At 64.5% G+C, this 21,033-nt stretch carries 20 protein-coding genes; 13 read left to right on the top strand and 7 right to left on the bottom strand.

All coding sequences use genetic code 11. The features are described from left to right. Positions 1-33: 33 nt before the first annotated feature. Complete coding sequence (locus QQ992_RS09965; protein ID WP_350157386.1) at positions 34-357, bottom strand: hypothetical protein; 324 nt, start codon at positions 355-357, stop codon at positions 34-36. A gap of 122 nt (positions 358-479) precedes the next feature. Further along, positions 480-977, bottom strand: a complete 498-nt coding sequence (locus tag QQ992_RS09960) for a GNAT family N-acetyltransferase (RefSeq protein ID WP_105948032.1) — start codon at positions 975-977, stop codon at positions 480-482. 130 nt (positions 978-1,107) lie between these two features. Between QQ992_RS09960 and QQ992_RS09955 the strand changes: the two genes are divergently transcribed. The 7 genes from QQ992_RS09955 to QQ992_RS09925 all read left to right on the top strand — a co-directional run bounded on the left by QQ992_RS09955 (position 1,108) and on the right by QQ992_RS09925 (position 9,237). After that, positions 1,108-1,587 (top strand): hypothetical protein, encoded by a 480-nt coding sequence (locus QQ992_RS09955; protein ID WP_016714667.1) that lies wholly within the window; start codon positions 1,108-1,110, stop codon positions 1,585-1,587. A gap of 75 nt (positions 1,588-1,662) precedes the next feature. Then, positions 1,663-3,234, top strand: a complete 1,572-nt coding sequence (locus QQ992_RS09950; RefSeq protein WP_286113230.1) for a sensor domain-containing diguanylate cyclase — start codon at positions 1,663-1,665, stop codon at positions 3,232-3,234. A 117-nt stretch (positions 3,235-3,351) separates the two neighbouring features. Then, positions 3,352-4,128, top strand: coding sequence for a ParA family protein (locus QQ992_RS09945; RefSeq protein ID WP_286113229.1), 777 nt, complete (start codon positions 3,352-3,354; stop codon positions 4,126-4,128). Positions 4,129-4,212: 84 nt separating this feature from the next. Further along, on the top strand, positions 4,213-4,623 hold the full coding sequence (locus QQ992_RS09940; protein ID WP_286113228.1) for a DUF2946 family protein: 411 nt from the start codon (positions 4,213-4,215) through the stop codon (positions 4,621-4,623). Between the two features lie 66 nt (positions 4,624-4,689). Continuing rightward, positions 4,690-6,840 (top strand): TonB-dependent receptor, encoded by a 2,151-nt coding sequence (locus QQ992_RS09935; RefSeq protein ID WP_286113227.1) that lies wholly within the window; start codon positions 4,690-4,692, stop codon positions 6,838-6,840. Positions 6,841-6,989: 149 nt separating this feature from the next. Next, positions 6,990-7,748: a hypothetical protein gene (locus tag QQ992_RS09930; RefSeq protein ID WP_286113226.1), complete on the top strand. Its 759-nt coding sequence runs from the start codon at positions 6,990-6,992 to the stop codon at positions 7,746-7,748. 151 nt (positions 7,749-7,899) lie between these two features. Then, positions 7,900-9,237, top strand: coding sequence for an MFS transporter (locus QQ992_RS09925; RefSeq protein ID WP_286113225.1), 1,338 nt, complete (start codon positions 7,900-7,902; stop codon positions 9,235-9,237). A gap of 130 nt (positions 9,238-9,367) precedes the next feature. Here QQ992_RS09925 and QQ992_RS09920 read toward each other — a convergent pair whose 3' ends face one another. From QQ992_RS09920 to QQ992_RS09910, 3 genes are read right to left on the bottom strand one after another with little or no spacing between them, the layout of a single operon-like run. Continuing rightward, positions 9,368-12,514: an efflux RND transporter permease subunit gene (locus QQ992_RS09920; RefSeq protein WP_286113224.1), complete on the bottom strand. Its 3,147-nt coding sequence runs from the start codon at positions 12,512-12,514 to the stop codon at positions 9,368-9,370. Between the two features lie 16 nt (positions 12,515-12,530). After that, positions 12,531-13,745, bottom strand: a complete 1,215-nt coding sequence (locus QQ992_RS09915; protein ID WP_286113223.1) for an efflux RND transporter periplasmic adaptor subunit — start codon at positions 13,743-13,745, stop codon at positions 12,531-12,533. Further along, on the bottom strand, positions 13,738-14,991 hold the full coding sequence (locus QQ992_RS09910) for a TolC family protein (RefSeq protein WP_286113222.1): 1,254 nt from the start codon (positions 14,989-14,991) through the stop codon (positions 13,738-13,740). Before QQ992_RS09910 ends, QQ992_RS09915 begins: the two co-directional genes overlap by 8 nt. Before the next feature lie 205 nt (positions 14,992-15,196). Between QQ992_RS09910 and aroQ the strand changes: the two genes are divergently transcribed. Next, a complete protein-coding gene (gene aroQ / locus QQ992_RS09905) occupies positions 15,197-15,646 on the top strand; it encodes a type II 3-dehydroquinate dehydratase (protein WP_286113221.1) in 450 nt (149 codons plus the stop codon). After that, a complete protein-coding gene (locus QQ992_RS09900; RefSeq protein WP_119369542.1) occupies positions 15,643-16,491 on the top strand; it encodes a shikimate dehydrogenase in 849 nt (282 codons plus the stop codon). The genes aroQ and QQ992_RS09900 overlap by 4 nt, the downstream gene beginning before the upstream one ends. 100 nt (positions 16,492-16,591) lie before the next feature. Here QQ992_RS09900 and QQ992_RS09895 read toward each other — a convergent pair whose 3' ends face one another. Continuing rightward, positions 16,592-17,107: a thioredoxin family protein gene (locus tag QQ992_RS09895; RefSeq protein WP_119369541.1), complete on the bottom strand. Its 516-nt coding sequence runs from the start codon at positions 17,105-17,107 to the stop codon at positions 16,592-16,594. A gap of 10 nt (positions 17,108-17,117) precedes the next feature. Next, a complete protein-coding gene (locus QQ992_RS09890; RefSeq protein WP_286113220.1) occupies positions 17,118-17,393 on the bottom strand; it encodes a DUF2790 domain-containing protein in 276 nt (91 codons plus the stop codon). A 220-nt stretch (positions 17,394-17,613) separates the two neighbouring features. On the opposite strand from QQ992_RS09890, the gene QQ992_RS09885 reads away from it, so the two are divergent. From QQ992_RS09885 to QQ992_RS09870, 4 genes are all read left to right on the top strand, one after another. Next, the gene (locus QQ992_RS09885; protein WP_003250463.1) at positions 17,614-18,354 is read left to right on the top strand and encodes a response regulator; all 741 of its coding nucleotides are present in this window, start codon (positions 17,614-17,616) and stop codon (positions 18,352-18,354) included. Further along, positions 18,351-19,637, top strand: coding sequence for a sensor histidine kinase (locus tag QQ992_RS09880; RefSeq protein ID WP_286113219.1), 1,287 nt, complete (start codon positions 18,351-18,353; stop codon positions 19,635-19,637). Before QQ992_RS09885 ends, QQ992_RS09880 begins: the two co-directional genes overlap by 4 nt. Positions 19,638-19,771: 134 nt before the next feature. Continuing rightward, entirely contained in the window at positions 19,772-20,389 is a 618-nt protein-coding gene (locus QQ992_RS09875; RefSeq protein ID WP_286113218.1) for a ferric reductase-like transmembrane domain-containing protein, read from the top strand. 28 nt (positions 20,390-20,417) lie between these two features. Further along, entirely contained in the window at positions 20,418-20,906 is a 489-nt protein-coding gene (locus QQ992_RS09870) for an HvfX family Cu-binding RiPP maturation protein (protein ID WP_286113217.1), read from the top strand. The last annotated feature ends 127 nt before the right edge of the window (positions 20,907-21,033 follow it).

The raw sequence follows: 21,033 nt of genomic DNA, 5'->3' as shown, positions 1-21,033 counted from the left end.
TGAATCGGGGCTGCCGGGCAGCCCCAGGGTCTGTCAGGCAACCGTGCCGGCAGCAGGCAGCAAGCCCCACTCCGCCCGTTCTTGCACACTCATCGTCGCCAACACCTCGGCAAACGTCCGCTCAAGCTCCGAACTGACATTGCCAAATACCCGGTAATTGGTGAGCAGGTAGCGCTTCACCGTCCTCGGCCAGCGCCGTTCCTTGTGCGCCGCATTGATGATGCCTTTGGCATCATGCCGCGTCGCGCCACGCCACAAGTCCATCAACTTGTTCTCGAAATCGCCGAAGGTCCACAAGTCGCTGCGGTCCTCGAACTCGTCCAGCAGTTTAAGTTTGTACACGGCCATGTATGGCATCGTGAGTCTCCCTCGGGTGCAGTGAAAAAGCCTTGCATGAGGGAAGGTAAGCAAGCCGCGCCGCCCTGAAAATGAACGCGTCGATCACGCCGAAAAGGCCGTTGTAGGCGCTTTCCCACAAATCAGCGCAGCCGAAGCTGCATGTGCGTGGTCTGCCAGACCGGGTCTTGCTCCACGTCCACCACCGCAAACCCGTGCCGTTCCCAGAACGCAATCGCACCCGGGAGAAACGGATGCGTATGCAGGTACAGGCAATCGATTCCCGCCTGCACCGCCTGCTCGCGCAATGCACTGAACAACGCGCCCGCCAGCCCCTGCCTGCGGTAGGCCGGCAGCACGAACAGGCGCACCACCTCCACTACCCGCCCGGCGTGATAGTCAAGCTGGGCAAAACGATGGTCATAGGGCACATAGCCGATCACAGCGACCAGCCGACCGTCATCGCGGGCTTCAAGAAAGCAGCCCGCGCCGTCCAGGTAGGTTTCGGCAAAGTGCGCAAGGTCGTGCGGCAAGGGGGCCGCGACAAGCATCGGGAACAGCTCGCGGCGAGCGCTTTCGACAAACGCCACGACTTCGGCAATGGCGACGCGCGCGACAGGTTGCAGGGTCCGGTTCGGCATGGGGCTGCTGGCAATGGTTGGAGGGCTGGGTTCTACACCAGCGTGCCGATCAAGGCAAATCACGGGGCTCGTCGCGGCCATGCGGACATCGGTATAATCGGCAGTCTTCACTGCCCGACCAGGCCACGCCATGCCTCGCTTCCAGAAGTTGCTGTTGCCCCTGCTGCTGACTGCCGCCCTTACCGCCTGCGACCAGAAGCCCACCCGTGAAGAACAGATCCTCGCCCAGCTACCGCTGCAGGATGCCTACACGCACAATATCGAGCGCATGGCCACGCTGCTCGGCCGCACTCACCCGCAGCTGTCGCAAGCCACCATCCAGGGCGTACTGCGCAAATACCTCACCGTCGAGGACCAGCATCAGGACCTGTTCCGCCTCTACAGCGAGAAGAATTTCAGCGATGCCGAGTTCGCCACCATCGTCGAAGCCACCCAGGACCCGGCCAAGGCCCGCGCGCTGGAAGACACCGAAGCCGGCAGGCGCCTGAGCGAAAAGCTCACCGCCCTGATGCGCGAAACCGCCCGCGATGTGAAGGTGCAGGCGCTGGTGGAGCGACGCATGCAACAGGTGGAAGACGAGCTGAATGCGCTGGACAGGGCAGGCTCCTGAATGCAGCGCCCGTCCACGCGCTAGCACGTAAGGCTGTTTCCATTTCTTAGCTATTTTCAAAGCCCGAGGTCAGGATTGCCACACGCCAAGCACGGATTGCGCCTGGATCTACGAACACTCATTCTGGTGCTCTGCGCCCTTACGGCCCTGGTCATGCTGTGCGCCAGCTATTTCGCCAGCTACCGGGTGCAGCGCCAGCTGCTGATCGACCACGCCCTGGAAGCCAACCGGGTGTATGCGACGAAACTGGCAACCATCACCGAGACCTTCATCGGCAACGCCTTGCAGCAGCTTTCATTCAGCGCCGGCGTACAGGGCCGCCAGTTGAGCGACGCTGCGGCACTGCAGGTGGAGACCGACCGTGTACTGGGCCAGAGCATGGCCTTCAACTCCACGTTCGTGATCGATGCCAACGGCGTGCTGCTGGCGATTTCTCCAGCCTCACTACGCCACTTTGTCGGCACCCGTATGCAGTCGCCGGGTGCTCAGGAAGCACTGCACGAGCGCCGCCCTCTGGTTTCCACACCCTACCTGTCGGCCGCCAACAACCTGGTGGTGGCGTTGTCGCACCCCATTTTCGACAGCAACGGCCGTTACCTCGGGTATGTGGGTGGCAGCCTGTACCTGCGAGAACGCAACATCCTCAACAGCCTGCTGGGCGAACACTTCTACAAGGACGGCTCGTACCTGTATGTGGTCGACCGCAACCGCCGCCTGCTGTACCACCCCAACAGCGAGCGGGTAGGCACCGTGGTGGAGGGCAACGCGCTGGTCGATCAACTGGCGACACTGGACAGCGGTACTCGGCAACTGACCAACAGCCTGGGCGTGGAAATGCTGGCCGGGTACGCCACCATACCCAGCGCCGGCTGGGGCGTGGTGGCGCAGCAGCCGTTGGCACAGACCGTCACGCCGCTGAACCACCTGATCCTCAACGTGATCGGCACCTCCGCGCCCTTCGCGCTGGTGGGCTGCCTGCTGCTGTGGTGGCTGGCCCTGACCATTGCCCGGCCACTCTGGCAACTGGCCGCCGGCGCCCGGTCGATGGACCGAGCCGGTACGGCCGAACGCTTGCACCGGGTGCCCGCCTGGTACTTCGAGGCGGCCGAGCTCAAGCGCGCACTGTTATTCGGGCTGAACCTGCTGCAAGAACGCATCGGCAGGCTTGACCGTGACGCCCAGACCGACCCGCTGACCGGCCTGGGCAACCGCCGCAGTCTGGAGCTCAGCCTGTCGTTGCTGGAAGCCGAAGGGCGGGCATTTGCGGCCATCGCGCTGGACATCGACCATTTCAAGCGGATCAATGACAGCCATGGGCACGAGGTCGGCGACCAGGTGCTGCGCCAGCTGGCCGAACTGATGCGCCGGTGTTGCCGGGAGGGGGACCTGCTGTGCCGCACCGGCGGCGAAGAGTTCCTGATGCTGCTGCCGGGGGCCAGCCTGGAGGTGGCCGCGGTGGTGGCTGAGCGGTTGCGGGTTACCGTACAGGACACGCCGCTGGAACCTGTGGGGGCGGTGACCATTTCGCTGGGGGTGGCGCGCGGGGATGGCGAGGCAGGCAGTGAGCCTGTGGAAACACTGAGCGAGGCTGACCGGGCGCTTTACCGGGCCAAGCAGGAGGGGCGCAATCGGGTGGTCGTCGCCTGACCTGTGGGGCGACAAAGATGAAACGTGCAGTTGTAACAATGTCTGTCATAAAACTGTCGTGTTCCCGTCATAGGATTGACCCCAACCTGACATTTTCACTTCATGGATGAGCGTCTCATGCGTCGTGTGGTTTTCAATCAGAAAGGGGGCGTCGGCAAATCCAGCATCGCCTGCAACCTTGCGGCTGCCAGCGCCGCCGAAGGCTACCGGACATTGCTGGTCGACCTCGACCCACAGGCCAATGCCACCTACTACCTGACCGGCCTGGTGAACGACGCCATTCCAGCCGGCATCGCCGACTTCTTCCGCCAGACCCTCTCACCGGTCACGGCCGCCGGCAAGAAGCACCGCGTGGCAATCACCGAAACCCGCTACAGCAACCTGCACCTGGTCACCGCCAGCCCCGACCTCAGTGACTTGCAAAGCAAGCTGGAGAGCAAGTTCAAGATCAACAAGCTGCGCAAGCTGTTGGTGGAACTGGGCGAGGACTACGAACGGATCTATATCGACACCCCGCCGGCGCTGAACTTCTACACTTTCAGTGCGTTGGTGGCGGCCGAGCGCCTGCTTATCCCGTTTGATTGCGACAGTTTCTCGCGCCAGGCCCTGCACTGTGTCATGGCCGAGGTCGAGGAACTGCGCCAGGACCACAACCCGGCGTTGCAGGTAGAAGGCGTGGTCGTCAACCAGTTCGCCGGGCGCACTGCACTGCACCAGACCCTGGTCGACCAGTTGCGCGGCGAGGGCATGCCGGTGTTGCCGGTCTACCTGAGCAGTTCGATCAAGATGCGTGAATCGCACGAGGCGTCGGTGCCGTTGGTGCACCTGGCGCCACGGCATAAGCTGGCGCTGGAGTTTGTCGATTTGCTGGATGTGCTGGAGCGGGCCGCCTGACAGACCTTGGGGCTGCTTTGCAGCCCCAAAAACGTGCAGCAAAAGAGCTACCCGACCATTCATCCGAATGGTAGATTCCTCGCCATGAAAACCACCCGACACATACGCACGCTGACGGCCTGGACGCTCTACGCCAGCGTCCTGTTCAGCCTGTTGCTGTGCGGCCTGCACCACGGCCAGATGGGCGGCCTGCGCCTGGCCGGCCTGGAAGGTGGCTTTTGCTCGGTCAACAGCGAACACGGCGTGGCCATCGACCTGGACGGTGCTGGCGGTGACCAGCACATGGCCCAGCTCGACTGCCCGGTGTGTTCCTCGTTCGGCCTGGCGGTACCGCTCAGCAGCGGCGGCTGGTCATTCACCCCGACGCAAGCCGTGGCCACCTCGCCCATCGTCGTGCGCAGTTGGGCACAACCGCCACCGCGCTACCAACGCCCCGCCCTCAATCCCCGCGCCTCCCCCGCCGTCTTCCCCGCAGCCATACCTCATTACGCCTGACATCAGCCGGGTGCGCCTGCGCGCGCTCGCCGTCAGCCATGACCTTTGCGTGGAAGACACACAAACATGCTTCGCAAGACCTCTCTGGTGCTCCTCATGGGCACCTGCAGCCTCGCCTGCGCCGAAATCGCCCCCGTTGAACTGGGCGCCACCACCATCGACGGCGAACGCGATGCCGCCAGCGGTGTGCAACTGGACGAGCCGATCCGCACCGGCTCGCGCCTGGGCCTCACCGCGCGGGAAACACCCGCCTCGGTCAGCGTCTCGGACCGCCGCCTGATCGAAGAACGCGGCGCCAAGGACAGCCAGGACGTGATCAACGCCATGACCGGCGTGAACGCCTCGGCCAACCCAGGCTTTGGCGGCTTCGTGGCCTACCGTGGCTTTACCCAGAACCAGGTCACCCAGTTGTACAACGGCATCAACCTGGGCTACAGCAGCGCCACCCGGCCAGTGGACGCCTGGGTACTCGACCGCGTCGAGCTGATTGGCGGGCCGTCTTCGTTCCTGCATGGCGCCGGTGCCGTGGGCGGTTCGATCAACTACATCACCAAGCTCGCCAGCCGCGACCAGCAGATCATTGACGGGCGTATCCGCTATGGCAGTTTCGACGACAGCGAGGTGGCGTTCGGAATCAACCAGGCGCTGGCCAGCAACCCCGCTGACGCCCGCCATTTCATGCGCCTGGACTTCAGCCGTGGGCAGGGCAACGGTTATGTCGACCGCAACGAACGGCACACCGACAGCCTGGCCTTTTCGCTGCTCAGCGACCTGGCCCCCAACCTCACCCACACCCTGGCGCTGGAGTACCAGGAAGACCGCGAAGACAGCCCCTACTGGGGCTCGCCGATCCTGCCCGGGCGCAGCACGATGAAGATCGACAACAGCCGCCGTTTCGAAAACTACAACGTCGCTGACGGCCGCTATGAGCAGCGCGTACGCTGGCTGCGCTCGATCCTCGACTACCAGGTCAGCGACAGCACCAGCGTGCAAAACACGCTGTACCACTACAACGCCCAACGCGACTACCGCAACCTTGAACGCTACGCCTACACCCCCACTGGCCAGGTGCAACGCAGCAGCCCTTACCTGCAGCGCCACGACCAGAACCTGCTGGGCGACCGCATCGAGCTGCGCCACGACAACCAGCTGTTCGGCCTGGCCAGCCAGTGGTCATTGGGGCTGGAATACTCACGCATGCGCCAGACCCTCTACCCCACTTCGGGCAGCTGGAGCGACGTGGTCGATGCCGAGCACTTCAACCCTGGCAGTTTCGATGACATCCCCGGGGTGAATGCCGGCCTGACCAAACAACGTCGCCACGAAGTGATCAACCGTGCGGTGTTTGCCGAAAACCGCCTGCAACTCACCGAGCGCCTGGCCCTGCTGACCGCCTTGCGCTACGACTACCTGGACATGGAAGTCACCAACTACGGCGCCGTGACGCCCACGTCGCCGGCCTATTTCGAACGGCGCTGGGAGCCGCTGTCCGGGCGTATCGGCCTGACCTATGCACTGACACCTTCGGCCAGCCTGTATGCGCAATACAGCACCTCGGCCGATTTGCCCGCCGGCTCGCTGGCAGCAGCGACCTACTCCAATGTGGGGTTGTTCGACCTGTCCAAGGGCGAGCAATGGGAAGTGGGCAGCAAGTTCGACTTCCTCGACGGGCGCGGTGCGGCCACCCTGGCGCTGTATCAGATCGTGCGCAAGGACTTTGCCGTACGCGACTCGAATGACGCCAACCTCACGGTCCAGGCCGGGCAGCAGACTTCACGCGGGGTGGAGCTGTCCGGGCGCCTGCAGGTAACGCCAAAACTGCTGGCCGAAGCCAACTATGCCTACGTCGATGCGCAGTACGACGAATTCAACGAGGCCGTCAACGGGGTATCGGTCTCGCGTAAGGGCAATGCACCGACCAACGTACCGGCCAATGTCGCCAACCTGTGGCTGACCTACAGCCTGTCGTCGGTGTGGTCGGTGGGCGCGGACGGGCGCTACGTGGGTTCGGTGTATGCCGACAACGCCAACAGCCTCAAGGCCCCGGCCTACACGCTGTTCGGCGCGTTTGCCCGCTACCGGCTGGACGAGCACACCACGCTGACCGGGCGGGTGCGCAACCTGACCGACGAGGTGTATGCCAAGCAGGCCTACAACAGCCAGTACTACATGGGGCCGCCGCGCACCTTCGAGCTGGCACTGGACATGCGCTTCTGATGCACGGGGCGGTGTCGGCCATGACGCCGCTACCGCCCTCACATTGTCTCCACACAAACCACACACAGCCCTCAAGCCTTTCGAATGATAATATTGTTTCTCATTACCGCCGGCATGTAGGCCGGCTTTATCACATCAAGGAAGTTTCTGTGTTCAGATCGTTGTCTCCGGTAATCGCGGCCGCCGCACTCTTCGCCTTATCGGGTTGCCAGAACCGCCCCACCTCCGAGGCAGACAAGCAGGCGCGCAAGACATTCGTCAGCGACATGCAGCAAGTCCTGAAGCTGGGCATTGCCACCGCCGACACGGGCAAGCAGATTGGCGTGGTCATGCTGGACGTCAAACTCGACCAGAACTCGGCGCCCATCAGCTGCAAAGCCAGCAAGGCGCCGATGAGGTACGAAACGGTGTTACCTGCCGACCTGGTCCGCTCGGACTTCAAGGCGTTGGCCAGCATGGTCGAGGCGCAATGCTGGAAGACCATCTACCCTGTGGTGCCGAAGTCGCTGCGCGATGAGGACGGTACAGTGGAAGTGCGTGCGCCGATGTTCGTGGACCTGCCCGCTGCCGCCCAGGCACCGGATACCCCACGGCGCCAGGCCAATGCTCAACGTGAGTTCTTCTGGCAGCACCTGCTGCGCGACCAGCCGGTGAACAGCATTGGCAGAGCCTCGCTCTACTATGAAGCCAATGCACAAGGCAAAGTCCAAGGGTGCCTGGTGCAGATTTATCCTCACCCGAACCGGCCGGACGACTTCCGCCTCGATGGCAAGCTGCAGGCCGAACTCAACAGCCGCTGCATGGCGCTTGATGTGAGCCAGCTACCGGGCTTCAGCACCGACGCGCATGGCCAGGCCAAGGGTTACAGTGAGTTGGAGTACGCCCCCTGGAAAGTAGGCCGGCTGTAAACCGCAACGGCGGTTGATTCAGGTATCCCGAGGTCGCCCTCGACAAAGCACTCTCCAGCGCCCGGCGATCTACTGGCAAGCACAACAATGATGGCGCGGCCCGACCGCGCCACGTTCATCATGCCTGCCAATGGAACCGGAGAGCACTCGCATGTCCGCACCTCATGAGGTATCCCCCGCCACCCTGCGCAGGGTGATCGCCGCCTCGGCCATCGGCAATTTCGTCGAGTGGTTCGACTTCGCCGTCTATGGCTTTCTCGCCACCTTGATCGCCAACCAGTTCTTTGCCAGCGAAGACGCCGGCGTGGCCTTGCTCAAGACCTTTGCAGTCTTTGCCGTGGCCTTTGCCCTGCGCCCACTGGGCGGGATCGTGTTCGGCGCGCTGGGCGACCGCCTGGGGCGCAAGCGCATCCTGTCGCTGACCATTTTGCTGATGGCAGGCTCCACCACCCTGATCGGCCTGCTGCCGACCTATGCCAGCATCGGCTTGGCCGCCCCTGCGTTGCTGACCTTGGCGCGCTGCCTGCAGGGTTTTTCTGCCGGTGGCGAATATGCCGGGGCTTGCGCCTACCTGATGGAGCACGCGCCCAACGACAAGCGCGCCTTCTATGGCAGCTTCGTGCCGGTCTCGACCTTTTCTGCCTTTGCCTGTGCAGCAGTAATCGCTTACGGGCTGGAAGCCAGCCTGTCAGCCGAGGCCATGAACGCCTGGGGCTGGCGCATTCCGTTCCTGATCGCCGCACCGCTGGGGCTGGTCGGCCTGTACCTGCGCTGGCGCATGGAAGAAACCCCGGCGTTCCGTGAAGCCATCGCCCAGGGCAAAGCGCACGAGCATTCGCCGCTCAAGGAAACCCTGCGCAATCATGGCCGGGCCATTCGCAACCTGGGGGCGTTCATTTCGCTGACTGCGCTGTCGTTCTACATGTTCACCACCTACTTCGCCACCTACCTGCAACTGGTGGGCAACCTGACCCGCGCACAATCGCTGCTGGTGACCACGGTGGCGCTGCTGTTCGCCGCCGTCGGCTGCCCACTGGCCGGGGCGTTCTCGGACCGGGTGGGGCGGCGCAAGACCATCGCTTTTACCTGCCTGTGGGTGATGCTGTGCGTGTTCCCGGCGTACTGGCTGGCCAGCTCGGGCTCGATGTCCGGCGCGCTGATCGGAGTGATTTTGCTGGCGGTGGGCGCGTTGTGCAGTGGCGTGGTCACGGCGGCGTTGCTGTCAGAGAGCTTTCCTACCCGCACCCGCTATACCGCTTCTGCGATTACCTACAACGTGGCCTATACGCTGTTTGGCGGCACCGCGCCGCTGGTGGCAACCTGGCTGATCGGGCAAACCGGCAGCAGCCTGGCACCGGCGTTTTACCTGGTGGTGATTGCGCTGGTGGCGTTGGTGGGCGGGTTGGCGTTGCCGGAGACTTCGCGGATATCGTTGCATGATGAGGCTGGAGTGGACGGTTTACCGGCTGAAAACCGTCGTACTGTTTGAGATTTTGGGGCTGCTTTGCAGCCCATCGCAGGCAAGCCAGCTCCTACAGGGACCGCACAAATCCTGAGCCCTGCGCCGTACCTGTAGGAGCTGGCTTGCCTGCGATGGGCCGCAAAGCGGCCCCAGGATGTCAGCCCTCCTGCACCTCTTCGCGCCGGTAGGCCCACTGATACAACGCCGGCAACACTAACAGCGTCAGCGCGGTAGAAGACAGAATCCCGCCAATCACCACCGTCGCCAATGGCCGCTGCACCTCTGCCCCGGTCCCGGTCGCCAACGCCATCGGAATGAACCCCAGCGACGCCACCAGTGCCGTCATCAGCACCGGCCGCAAGCGCGTCAGCGCACCTTCCTCCACCGCCGCACGCAGCGGCCGCCCTTCTTCGCGCAACCCACGGATAAAGGCAATCATCACCAGCCCGTTGAGCACCGCCACGCCTGACAGCGCAATGAACCCCACACCCGCCGAGATGGACAGCGGAATATCCCGCAACCACAGCGCCAGCACCCCGCCGGTCAGGGCAAACGGGATGCCGGTGAACACCAGCAAACCATCCCTGAGGTTGTTGAACATCATCAGCAACAGCGCCATGACCAGCAGCAAAGCCACCGGCACCACCACCTGCAAGCGCTCGGCCGCCGACTGCAGCTGCTCGAACTGGCCACCCCAGCGCGTCCAGTAGCCCGGCGGGATCTGAACCTGGCCAATGAGCGTCTGTTCAGCCTCTTCGACAAACGAACCCAGGTCGCGCCCACGCACGTTGGCGCTGACCACCACCACGCGTTTGCCATCCTCGCGGCTGACCTGGTTCGGCCCCAGTTGCAGGTTCAGCGTGGCCACCTGCGACAGCGGAATAAAGCCGATCTGCGCAGCGCCGGCTGTGGCACTGGCCGGCACCGGAATCAGCAGGCTGCCCAACCCGTCCACATCGGTGCGCAAGGTTTCGGGCAGGCGCACCACCATGTCGAAGCGGCGGTCACCTTCATACAGCGTACCTGCGGTGCGCCCCCCTACAGCGATGGCGATGGCGTCCTGCACGTCACCCACGTTCAGGCCATGGCGGGCGGCCTTGTCACGGTCGATGTCGATGGTCAGCACGGGCAGGCCGGTGGTCTGCTCAACCTTCACCTCAGATGCACCCGGCACGCGCTGCAGGCTGCTGGCGATTTGCGCGGCGGTGCGGTTGAGCACGTCCATGTCATCACCGAACAACTTCACCGCCACATCGCTGCGCACCCCGGAAATCAGCTCGTTGAAGCGCAACTGGATCGGCTGCGACAGCTCGTAGTTGCTGCCCGGTACGCTGGCCGCCGCACGTTGTACTTCGGCGATCAGCTCGTTACGCGGCTTGCCCGGGTCTGCCCATTGCTCGCGTGGGCGCAACATCACGTAGGCATCGGAAATGTTCGGCGGCATCGGATCGGAGGCGATCTCGGCGGTGCCGGTGCGGGCGAATACCCGCTCCACTTCCGGCACCTGGGCGATGATCGCCTGCTCCAGGCGCTGTTGCATGTCCACCGACTGTGACAGGCTGGTACCCGGCACGCGCAGGGCCTGCAAGGCAAAGTCGCCCTCGCTGAGGCTGGGAATGAACTCGCTGCCCATGCGGCTGGCCATTACGCCGGAAAGCAGCACCAAAGTGCCTGCCACCGCGAACGCCAGCTTGCGCCGGCCCAGCACCCAGGCCAGCACCGGGGCATAGCGCTGGCGCGCCGTGCGCATCAGCAAGCCTTCCTCTTCCTTGACCTTGCCGGTGACGAACAGGGCAATGGCCGCCGGCACGAAGGTAACCGAGAGGATCATCGCCCCCAGCAAGGCCATGACCACGGTAAAGGCCATGGGGTGGAACATCTTGCCCTCGACCCCGGTCAGGGCAAAGATCGGCAAGTAAACCACCATGATGATCAGTTGCCCGTAGATCAGCGGCCGGCGCGCTTCGCGGGCGGCGGCAAACACCTCATGGAAGCGCTCGCTGCGGGTCAGCATGCGGCCATGGCGTTGCTGGGCGTGGGCCAGGCGGCGGATGGCGTTTTCCACGATCACCACGGCGCCATCGACGATGATGCCGAAATCCAGCGCGCCCAGGCTCATCAGGTTGGCGCTGACCTTGTTGCTGAACATGCCGGTGAAGGTGAACAGCATCGACAGCGGGATGACCATGGCGGTGATCAGCGCAGCGCGGATGTTGCCCAGGAACAGGAACAGCACGGCGATGACCAGAATGGCGCCTTCAACCAGGTTTTTCTTCACCGTGGCGATGGCTTTTTCCACCAGGTTGGTGCGGTCGTACACCGTCACCGCCACCACGCCCTTGGGCAGGTTGCGGTTGATCTCGACCAGTTTGGCGGCCACCGCCTGGGACACCGTGCGGCTGTTTTCGCCGATCAACATGAACACCGTGCCCAACACCACTTCACGACCGTTCTCGGTGGCGGCGCCCGAACGCAGCTCTTCACCCAGGCCAACCTCGGCCACATGGCTGACGCGGATCGGCGTGCCGTCCACGCTGGATATGACGATATTGGCGATGTCTTCGGCCGAGGCCACCTGGCCCGGCGCCCGGATCAGCAACTGCTCGCCATTGCGCTCGATGTAACCGGCACCCACGTTGGCGTTGTTGCGTTCCAGCGCGCCGATCAGGTCGTTGAGGGTGAGCTTGTAGGCCGCCAGCCGCTTGGGCTCCGGAGCAATCAGATACTGCTTGGCATGGCCGCCGATGCTGTTCACTTCGGCCACCCCCGGCACATTGCGCAGCTGCGGCTTGATGATCCAGTCCTGGATCACCCGCAGGTCGGTGGGGGTGTAGGGCGTGCCATCCTCCTTCAGGGCGCCCTGTTCGGCTTCCACGGTCCACAGGAAAATCTCGCCCAGGCCAGTGGAAATCGGCCCCATGCCCGCCTCGATGCCCTCGGGCAACTGCTCGCGGGCCACTTGCAGGCGCTCGTTGACCAGCTGGCGGGCGAAGAACAGGTCGGTGCCGTCATCGAAAATCACCGTGACCTGCGACAGGCCCGAGCGCGACAACGAGCGGGTCTGCTTCAGCCCTGGCAAGCCAGCCATGGCCGTCTCGATGGCAAAGGTAATGCGCTGCTCGGTTTCCAGCGGCGAGTAGCCGGGTGCGGCCGTGTTGATCTGCACCTGGACGTTGGTGATGTCCGGTACAGCGTCGATCGGCAGTTTCTGGTAGCTGTGGATACCCACCGCGGCCATCAGGACCACGGCCAGCATCACCACCAGGCGCTGCTCAATGGCGAATTGGATCAGGCGTTCGAACATGCAGTAGTCCCCGTGATCAGTGGCTGTGCTCGGCCGAGCCTTTGCCCAGTTCCGACTTGAGGACAAAGCTGCCGGCGGCGGCCACCTGGGTACCGGCGGCAAGACCGTCAATGATTTCTACCTGGCCAGCGTCGCGGCGGCCGGCCTTCACCGGCCGGGCCTCGAAGCCTTCCTCCGTGCGGGCAAACACAACCGTCTGTTCCTCCCAGGTTTGCAGGGCGCTTTCCGGCACCACCACGGCGGCCTTGAAGCGCTCGACACTGACGGCGACATTGACGAACAGCCCGGGGCGCCAGGCGCCGTTGGGGTTGGCCAGGGTGGCACGCACGGTGGCGGCACGGTTCTGCTCGCCAAGCAGGCTGCCAACGTAGTTGACCTTGCCCTCGACCTGGGCGCCCAGGTCCGGTGCGCTGACCGTGACATCACGGCCGGTCATTACCTTGTCCAGGTCACGCGGGGCCACGGCGAAGGTAGCCCACACCCGGCTCAGGTCAGACAACGTGAACGCATTGCTGGTCTCGTCGACCACTTCGCCCACGGTCAGGTGCTTTTCCACCACCACCGCATCGAACGGGGCACGCAGCTCATAGCGGTTGCCAGCGCCAGCCGGGCCCACGGCGGCGACCTTCTGCCGGGCGTTGGCCAAGGCGATCTCGGCCTCCTGCAACGCCTGGCGTGCCTGCAGGTAATCCTGTTCGGCACTGATGCGCTCCTGCCACAGCTGCTGTTCGCGCTGGAAGGTCAGGCGCGCCAGCTCCAGCCGGCGCTGGGCGGCCTGCTGCTCGCTGCGCAGGTCTGAAATCTGCTGGCTGGCGATCACCGCCAGCACCTGGCCGCGCTTGACCGCCTGGCCCAGCTCGGCCTGCACCGCCTCGACCACGCCGGGTACACGCGGCACCACGTGAGCCGTACGGTCTTCGTCGAAACGGATTTCCCCCGGAAAACTGATAGCGGTACCCAGTGCCCGAGGGCCGGCGGTAGCCAGCTGCACACCGGCGGCCTCGATCTGGGCGATGGACAGGTGCAACTGGCCCTCTTCTTCGCCGTGGCCCTCCTCTTCGTGGCCTTCGGCGGCTTTCTCGGCGCCATGGCCATGGCCGTCTTCGCCGTGGTCATCGTGCCGGGCTTCTGTTTTCGACGCCAGGCCGAGGTTGCCGGTCCAGGCCAGGCCCCCCAGGCCGAGCGCGGCCATGGCGGCAACCAGAAGGGCTATCTTGCGTGGGTTAGTCATTGTTGCTCCTGCTGTTCAAGGGGGTGCTCAGGCCATCGAGGTCGCCATAGATCCGCTCGACCTGCGCCCGTGCATCGGTCGCCGAGGCCAGGGCTTCGAGGTACAGCCCGCGTGCCTCGATCAGCGTGCGCTGGGCGTCAAGCACATCGAGGAAGGCGAACTTGCCCATCTCGAAGCCTCGGGTGGCGGTGTCCACGGCCTGCTGGGCAGCCGGCAGAATGGTGCGGTCGTAGGCGTCCACCTCCTGCATCGCCGTGTGCCACTGGCTGACAGCGCTGCGGGTTTCACTGCGCAGGCGCAGCTCCACGGCGTTGCGCAAGTCCCGCGCCTGGTCGGCACGGCGCGCGGCTGACATCACGTTGCCCTGGTTGCGGTCGAACAATGGCAAGGGCATCGACAGACCGACCACGTTGACGCGTTCGCGGTCCTCGCGGCTGTACTGGCTGCCGAGGCTGACGGTGAGGTTGGGGATGCGCTGGGCCTTTTCCGATCCCAAGGAGGCTTCACCACGCTCGACCTGGGCGGCGGCCAGGCGCCATTCGACCGTTTGCTCGACCTGGTCGAGCAAGGTGTCGGCCCTGGGGGCAACGCCAGGTGAAAGGTTGGCGGCCTGCAAGTGGTCGAAACCTGCCAGCGGGCTGCCGGTCAGGCGTGCCAAGGCCTGGTAGGCCACGCCGCGCTGGGTTTGCGCACGCCGCACTTCGGCCTGGGCCTGGGCCAGTTGCACCTGGGCACGGGTGGCCTCTACAGGTGATGACTGGCCAGCGGTGACCCGCCCCTGTACCACCCGCAGCCCGCGCTCGGTCAATGCCTGCGACTGCTGCGCCAGTTCCAGCGCGGTCTGCGCCCGCAAAGCGGCATGGAAGGCCTGCACCACATCAGCCCGCAGGCCATTGCGCTGGCGCTCCAGGTCGAGTTGGGCAATGGCCTGGCCGGCACCGGCCACTGCGATACGTGCGCCGCGCTTGCCGCCCAGTTCCAGCGGCTGGCTGAGGGTGACGGTGGTGGTGCTGGTGTCGCGGCGAGTGTCCTCGACCTCCCAGGACAACTCGGGGTTGGGGATCAACCCTGCCTGGCGCCGCTCGCCGTCGGCAATGCCGACTTCGCGGCCGGCGGCGGCCAGTTCCGGGTTCTGGGCAAAGGCGGCGGCAAGCGCCTGGGGCAGGCTCAGGCTCTGGCTGGCCTGGGCGCTGGTGGCGCTGGCCAGCAACAGGCAGAGCAAGGCGATCTTGCGGGGGATGGGCACGAACAAGTCCTCGTCGACGCGTGTAGGCGAGGGACTGTAAAAAGCCGTGCTTATCGGGGCGGTGTCGGGAGTATTACAATTTTGTAAGGTTTGGCTGCGTTCGATAATCGCCCACTTTCCCGGTGCGGCGGCCTCGTCCAATTGACGGAACTAACCAGTCAGTACAAAACTACGCGCATCCAACAACAACAAAGCGATGCCCGTCATGAAGCCCCTTATTCTTGTGCTCAACGGCCCTAACCTGAACATGCTGGGCACCCGCGAGCCTGCCCAATATGGCCACGAAACCCTTGCGGACCTGGCGCAAAGCTGTGCCGATACTGCCCATGCCCACGGCCTGGAACTCGAATTCCGGCAAACCAACCACGAAGGCGAACTGATCGACTGGATTCACGCCGCCCGCAACCGCTGCGCCGGTATCGTGATCAACCCCGGCGCCTGGACCCACACTTCGGTGGCCATCCGCGACGCCCTGGCGGCCAGCGAACTGCCGGTCATCGAAGTGCACTTGTCCAACGTGCACAAACGCGAGCCGTTCCGTCACCTGTCGTTCGTATCGTCCATCGCCGTCGGTGTCATCTGCGGCCTGGGCAGCCATGGCTACCGCATGGCCCTCAGCCACTTCGCCGAACTGTTCCAGGAGCGCACGGCATGAGCCAGCACGCCATCCTCGCCGGCCTGATCGGCCGTGGCATCCAGCTGTCGCGTACCCCTGCCCTGCACGAACACGAAGGGGATGCCCAGGCGTTACGCTACTTGTACCGGCTGATCGACGCCGACCAGTTGCAGCTCGACGACAGCGCCCTGCCCGGCCTGCTCGACGCCGCGCAGCACACCGGCTTCACCGGGCTCAACATCACCTACCCGTTCAAACAGGCGATTTTGCCGCTGCTCGACGAGCTGTCGGACGAAGCCCGTGGCATCGGCGCGGTGAATACCGTGGTGCTCAAGGACGGCAAACGGGTCGGCCATAACACCGACTGCCTGGGCTTTGCCGAAGGCTTGCGCCGTGGCCTGCCCGACGTGGCACGCCGCCAGGTGGTGCAGATGGGTGCCGGCGGCGCCGGTTCGGCGGTGGCCCATGCCCTGCTGGGTGAAGGGGTCGAGCGGCTGGTGCTGTTCGAAGTGGACGCGGCCCGTGCGCAGGCACTGGTGGACAACCTGAATGCCCATTTCGGCGCAGGGCGCGCCGTGGTTGGCAGCGACCTGGCCACGGCTTTGGCCGAGGCAGACGGACTGGTCAATACCACACCGGTGGGCATGGCCAAACTGCCGGGTACGCCCCTACCGGTCGAGCTGTTGCATGCGCGCTTGTGGGTGGCGGAGATCATCTACTTCCCGCTGGAAACCGAACTGCTGCGCGCGGCCCGGGCACTGGGTTGCCGCACGCTGGATGGCAGCAACATGGCGGTGTTCCAGGCGGTGAAAGCGTTCGAGCTGTTCAGCGGGCGCCAGGCGGATGCGGCACGGATGCAGGCGCATTTCGCCAGCTTTACCTGATAGGCAAGTGTTGGCTTCTTCGCGGGTGAACCCGCTCCTACAGGTATTACTGAAACCAGTGTAGGAGCGGGTTCACCCGCGAAGAGGCCGGCACAGGCAATCACCCTTTCTCATCCAGCAAAGCCTGTATCACCTGTTCCTGCCCCCCATAATCCCCTTCGCCAAAGTGCACATGCCGCACCTGCCCCTTGCGGTCGACAAAGTAATGCGCCGGCCAGAACTGGTTGCCCCAGGCATTCCACACGTTGTAATCGTTATCCACCGCCACCGGGTAACCGATCCCCAGCCCGGCCACCTTGTCCCGCAAGGTGCCCACATCATGCTCGTAGTCGTACTCCGGCGTATGCACCCCCACCACCACCAGCCCCTGGTCGGCATAACGCCGCGCCCAGTCGTTCACATGCGGCAGGCTGCGCTGGCAGTTGATGCAGTCCCAGGTCCAGAAGTCCACCAGTACCACCTTGCCCTTGAGCGCCGGCCCATCCAGCGGTGTCGAGTTGATCCACTGGCTGGCCCCCGACAGCGACGGCATCGCACCGTAGCTGTCGCGGGCCATCAGGTGCCCGGCCAGGCCAAGCCCCGTCAGTGCCAGGGCAATACCCCCCACCTTCAGCATAAGGCGGCGATCAATTCTCATGGCAACCGCCGGTGGCGTAGGTGCGGTACTGCACGCTCTGCTGATGGCCCTTGGAGTCGAGGTAGTCCATGCGGGTGTTCACCAGGCCGCAGGCGTTGCTCTGGTCATCCTGCACCGAGAGCACTTTCTTCACATCCAGGTGGTCACCGTAGCGGTACTGCATGGCACCGGCATCGCCCATGGGGGCGGTGGCGGCCTGGGCGGCGATAGCGCCGAAGCTGAGCACGGCGAACAGGCTGGCGCTGGCGAAAGTCTTGACGTTCATGGCATCTCTCCTGAGTAACACTTGGGTGTGGGAAGTTGTGCTTCCCGGTCGAGAGCCATTTCACGCCTGCCAGGTATCCCGTATGTGTCGCCCGAGGCTGTGATGTGCTTTCTGCTGTATCTGTACAAGTGCCAGATACACTGCAATACAAAACCCGGCAGGCAAGCGCGACCGCGCTCGGTACACTGCGCCCATCCCCCTTTACACAGGAACGCTGCGCATGGAACACGTCGATCACATCCTGATCGTCGACGACGACCGCGAGATTCGCGAACTGGTCGGCAACTACCTGAAGAAGAACGGCCTGCGCACCAGCATCGTCGCCGACGGCCGGCAGATGCGCGCCTTCCTCGAAGCCAACAGCGTCGACCTGATCGTGCTCGACATCATGATGCCCGGTGACGACGGGCTGCTGCTGTGCCGCGAGTTGCGCGCCGGCAAGCACCGCAACACCCCGGTATTGATGCTCACCGCACGCAACGACGAAACCGACCGCATCATCGGCCTGGAAATGGGCGCCGACGACTACCTGACCAAACCGTTCTCCGCCCGCGAACTGCTCGCCCGCATCAACGCTGTGCTGCGCCGCACGCGCATGCTGCCGCCCAACCTCACCATCAGTGAAAGCAGCCGCCTGCTGGGTTTCGGCCAATGGCGCCTGGACACCACCGCACGCCACCTGCTCGACAGCGAAGGCACCCTGGTGGCCCTTAGCGGCGCCGAGTACCGCCTGCTGCGGGTGTTCCTCGACCACCCACAGCGGGTACTCAGCCGCGAACAGCTGCTCAACCTGACCCAAGGCCGCGAGGCCGACATCTTCGACCGCTCCATCGACCTGCTGGTCAGCCGCCTGCGCCAGCGCCTGGGCGACGACGCCCGCGAGCCCAGCTGCATCAAGACCGTGCGCAGCGAGGGCTATGTGTTCTCGTTGCCCGTGCAACTGCTCGAGTCGCCGTCATGAAATGGCCGCGCACCCTGGCATCGCGCCTGGCGCTGATCTTCTTCACCGGCCTGGTGCTGGCGTACGGCCTGTCGTTTGGCTTGCAGGCTTACGAGCGCTACATCAGCAGCCGCTCGATGATGCTCAGCAACCTGGAACAGGATGTGGCCACGTCGGTCGCCATCCTCGACCGCCTGCCCGCAGCCGAACGTGCTGCCTGGCTGCCACGCCTGGAGCGGCGTACCTACCGCTACCGCCTGGACCACGGCCTGACGGGCGAGGCGATGCCCAGCAGCGACCCGCCCATGGCCGCCGAGTCGATCGTGAAGGCCATTGGCAGCGACTACCGCCTGACCTTCCAGGAAATACCCGGGCCGAATGCGCACTTCCAGGCGCACCTGAACCTGGCCGACGGTGCGCCGCTGACCATCGACGTGACCCCGTCGCCGGTCCCGGTGGCCCGCTGGCTGCCCGTGGTATTGCTGATTCAGCTGGCCGTGCTGCTGCTGTGCACCTGGCTGGCAGTGCGCCTGGCCATCGGCCCCCTCACCCGCCTGGCCCACGCCGTGGACAACCTCGACCCGGACAAGCCTGGTGTGCAGCTGGATGAAAGCGGCCCGCGCGAGGTGAAGTACGCCGCCGTGGCCTTCAACGCCTTGCAGGCGCGCATCGCCGCCCACCTCAAGGAGCGCATGCAACTGCTGGCAGCCATTTCTCACGACCTGCAAACGCCGATCACACGTATGAAGCTGCGCGTTGAAGTGATGGACGATGGGGTCGAGAAAGACAAGCTGTGGAGCGACCTGGGTGAAATGGAGCACCTGGTGCGCGAAGGCGTGGCCTATGCCCGCAGTATGGACACCAGCACCGAAGCACCCTGCCGGGTCAACCTCGATGCCTTCCTTGATAGCCTGGTGTTCGACTACCAGGACAGCGGTGCCCAGGTCGAGCGCCACGGCAGCACTGGCAGCCTGCTGGAAACCCGCCCGCATGCACTGCGCCGGGTGTTGGTGAACCTGGTGGACAACGCCCTCAAGTTTGCCGGCGCCGCCGAACTGGAAGTGTGCCGCGAGGGCGGCATGACCGTAATCCGTGTGCTCGACAACGGGCCGGGGATTCCCGGCGGCGAACTGGACGAAGTGCTCAAGCCGTTCTACCGGGTAGAGGGTTCACGCAATCGCAGTACGGGGGGTACCGGGCTGGGGTTGGCCATTGCCCACCAGTTGATCCAAGCCATGGGGGGCCGGTTGACCTTGAGCAACCGCGAAAGCGGCGGGCTGTGCGCCCAGATAGAACTGACCTGACAGCCCTTCGTGAGAGCGGGGTAACCTGATACATCCATACAAACCGATACACAACCCCATCGCCCCCGACACACTGCAGATACCCCACCCCCACACACTCCCGGTGACACAATCACACACCGGGAGCCCCCCTGATGAAAGCCCTCACCCTGCCCTCCGGCTGGAAGCTGTTCGCCGCCCTCGCTGGCCTGACCCTGGCGATGACCGCCGTAGTCCTGGCCAGCCAGCCTGACCCTGATGGCCTGCGCAGCGCCATCCGCGCTACCGCACGCAGTTCCTTCGCGCTGTTTCTGCTGGCCTTCCTGGCTTCCTCACTGGTCACCTTGCTACCCGGCGCTGTCAGCCGCCGCGTGCTGCAGGAACGGCGCTACCTGGGGCTGGCCTTCGCGTTCTCCCACACCGTGCACGGCCTGTTGATTTACCGCTACGCCCAACAATTCCCCGAACTGTTCTGGGCCGGCCGCACATTCACCTCCAGCCTGCCCGGCAGCGTCGGGTACCTGTTCCTGCTGCTGCTCACCGCCACCTCGTTCAAGGCCCCCATGCGGCTATTGGGCGGCCGCGCCTGGCAAGCCCTGCACAGCACCGGCATGTGGGTACTGGCAACCGTGTTCTGCCTGTCGTTCTACAAACGCATCCCCATGGGCGGCTGGTACCCGCTGGCGTTCGCCCTGATGTTCAGTGCCATCGCCGTCAAGCTCACCGCCAAGCTGGCGCGCCAACAGCGCCGCAGTGCCCGCGCCCTTTCCTGACTAAACCTGCCTTGGAGTACACACTGACATGACCACTTTGACCCGCACACTGACCACCTTCGACCGTGTCGGCACCTGGAGCGCCGACCTGCCGCTGCGGCTGTTCCTGGCTTGGGAGTTTTTTGAATCCGGCCTTGAGAAGTTCAATGGCAGCAACTGGTTCGCCGACCTGCAAGGCAGCTTTCCGTTCCCCTTCAACCAGCTGCCCGCCGAGCTGAACTGGCAGCTGTCGATGTGGGCCGAGCTGGTGCTGCCGTTGCTGCTGTTGCTGGGCCTGGGGACGCGGCTGGCATCGCTGGGGCTGATGGTGGTGACTGTGGTGGCAATTGCTGCGGTGCATTGGCCGGCGCACTGGTCGAGCTTGGCCGAGCTGGCACAGGGGTATGCCATTACTGACCAGGGCTTTGGCAACTTCAAGTTGCCGCTGATTTATCTGGTGGCGTTGCTGCCGCTGCTGCTCAAAGGGGCTGGGCGGTTGAGCCTGGATCATTGGCTCAGGCTGCGCTTCTGCAGGTAATGCCATTGGGGCTGCGTTGCAGCCCATCGCGACACAAGGCCGCACCCACAGGTACAACATCGCCAGTGAATGCTGCGCCAACCTGTGGGAGCGGCCTTGTGTCGCGAAAGGGGCGCAAAGCGCCCCC

Origin of the sequence: Pseudomonas kurunegalensis, from assembly GCF_030291635.1 — a bacterium.
GTDB classification, from domain to species: Bacteria; Pseudomonadota; Gammaproteobacteria; order Pseudomonadales; family Pseudomonadaceae; genus Aquipseudomonas; species Aquipseudomonas monteilii.
Note: the sequence above shows the minus strand (reverse complement) of the source record. Positions and strands in the feature narration are given on the sequence as shown.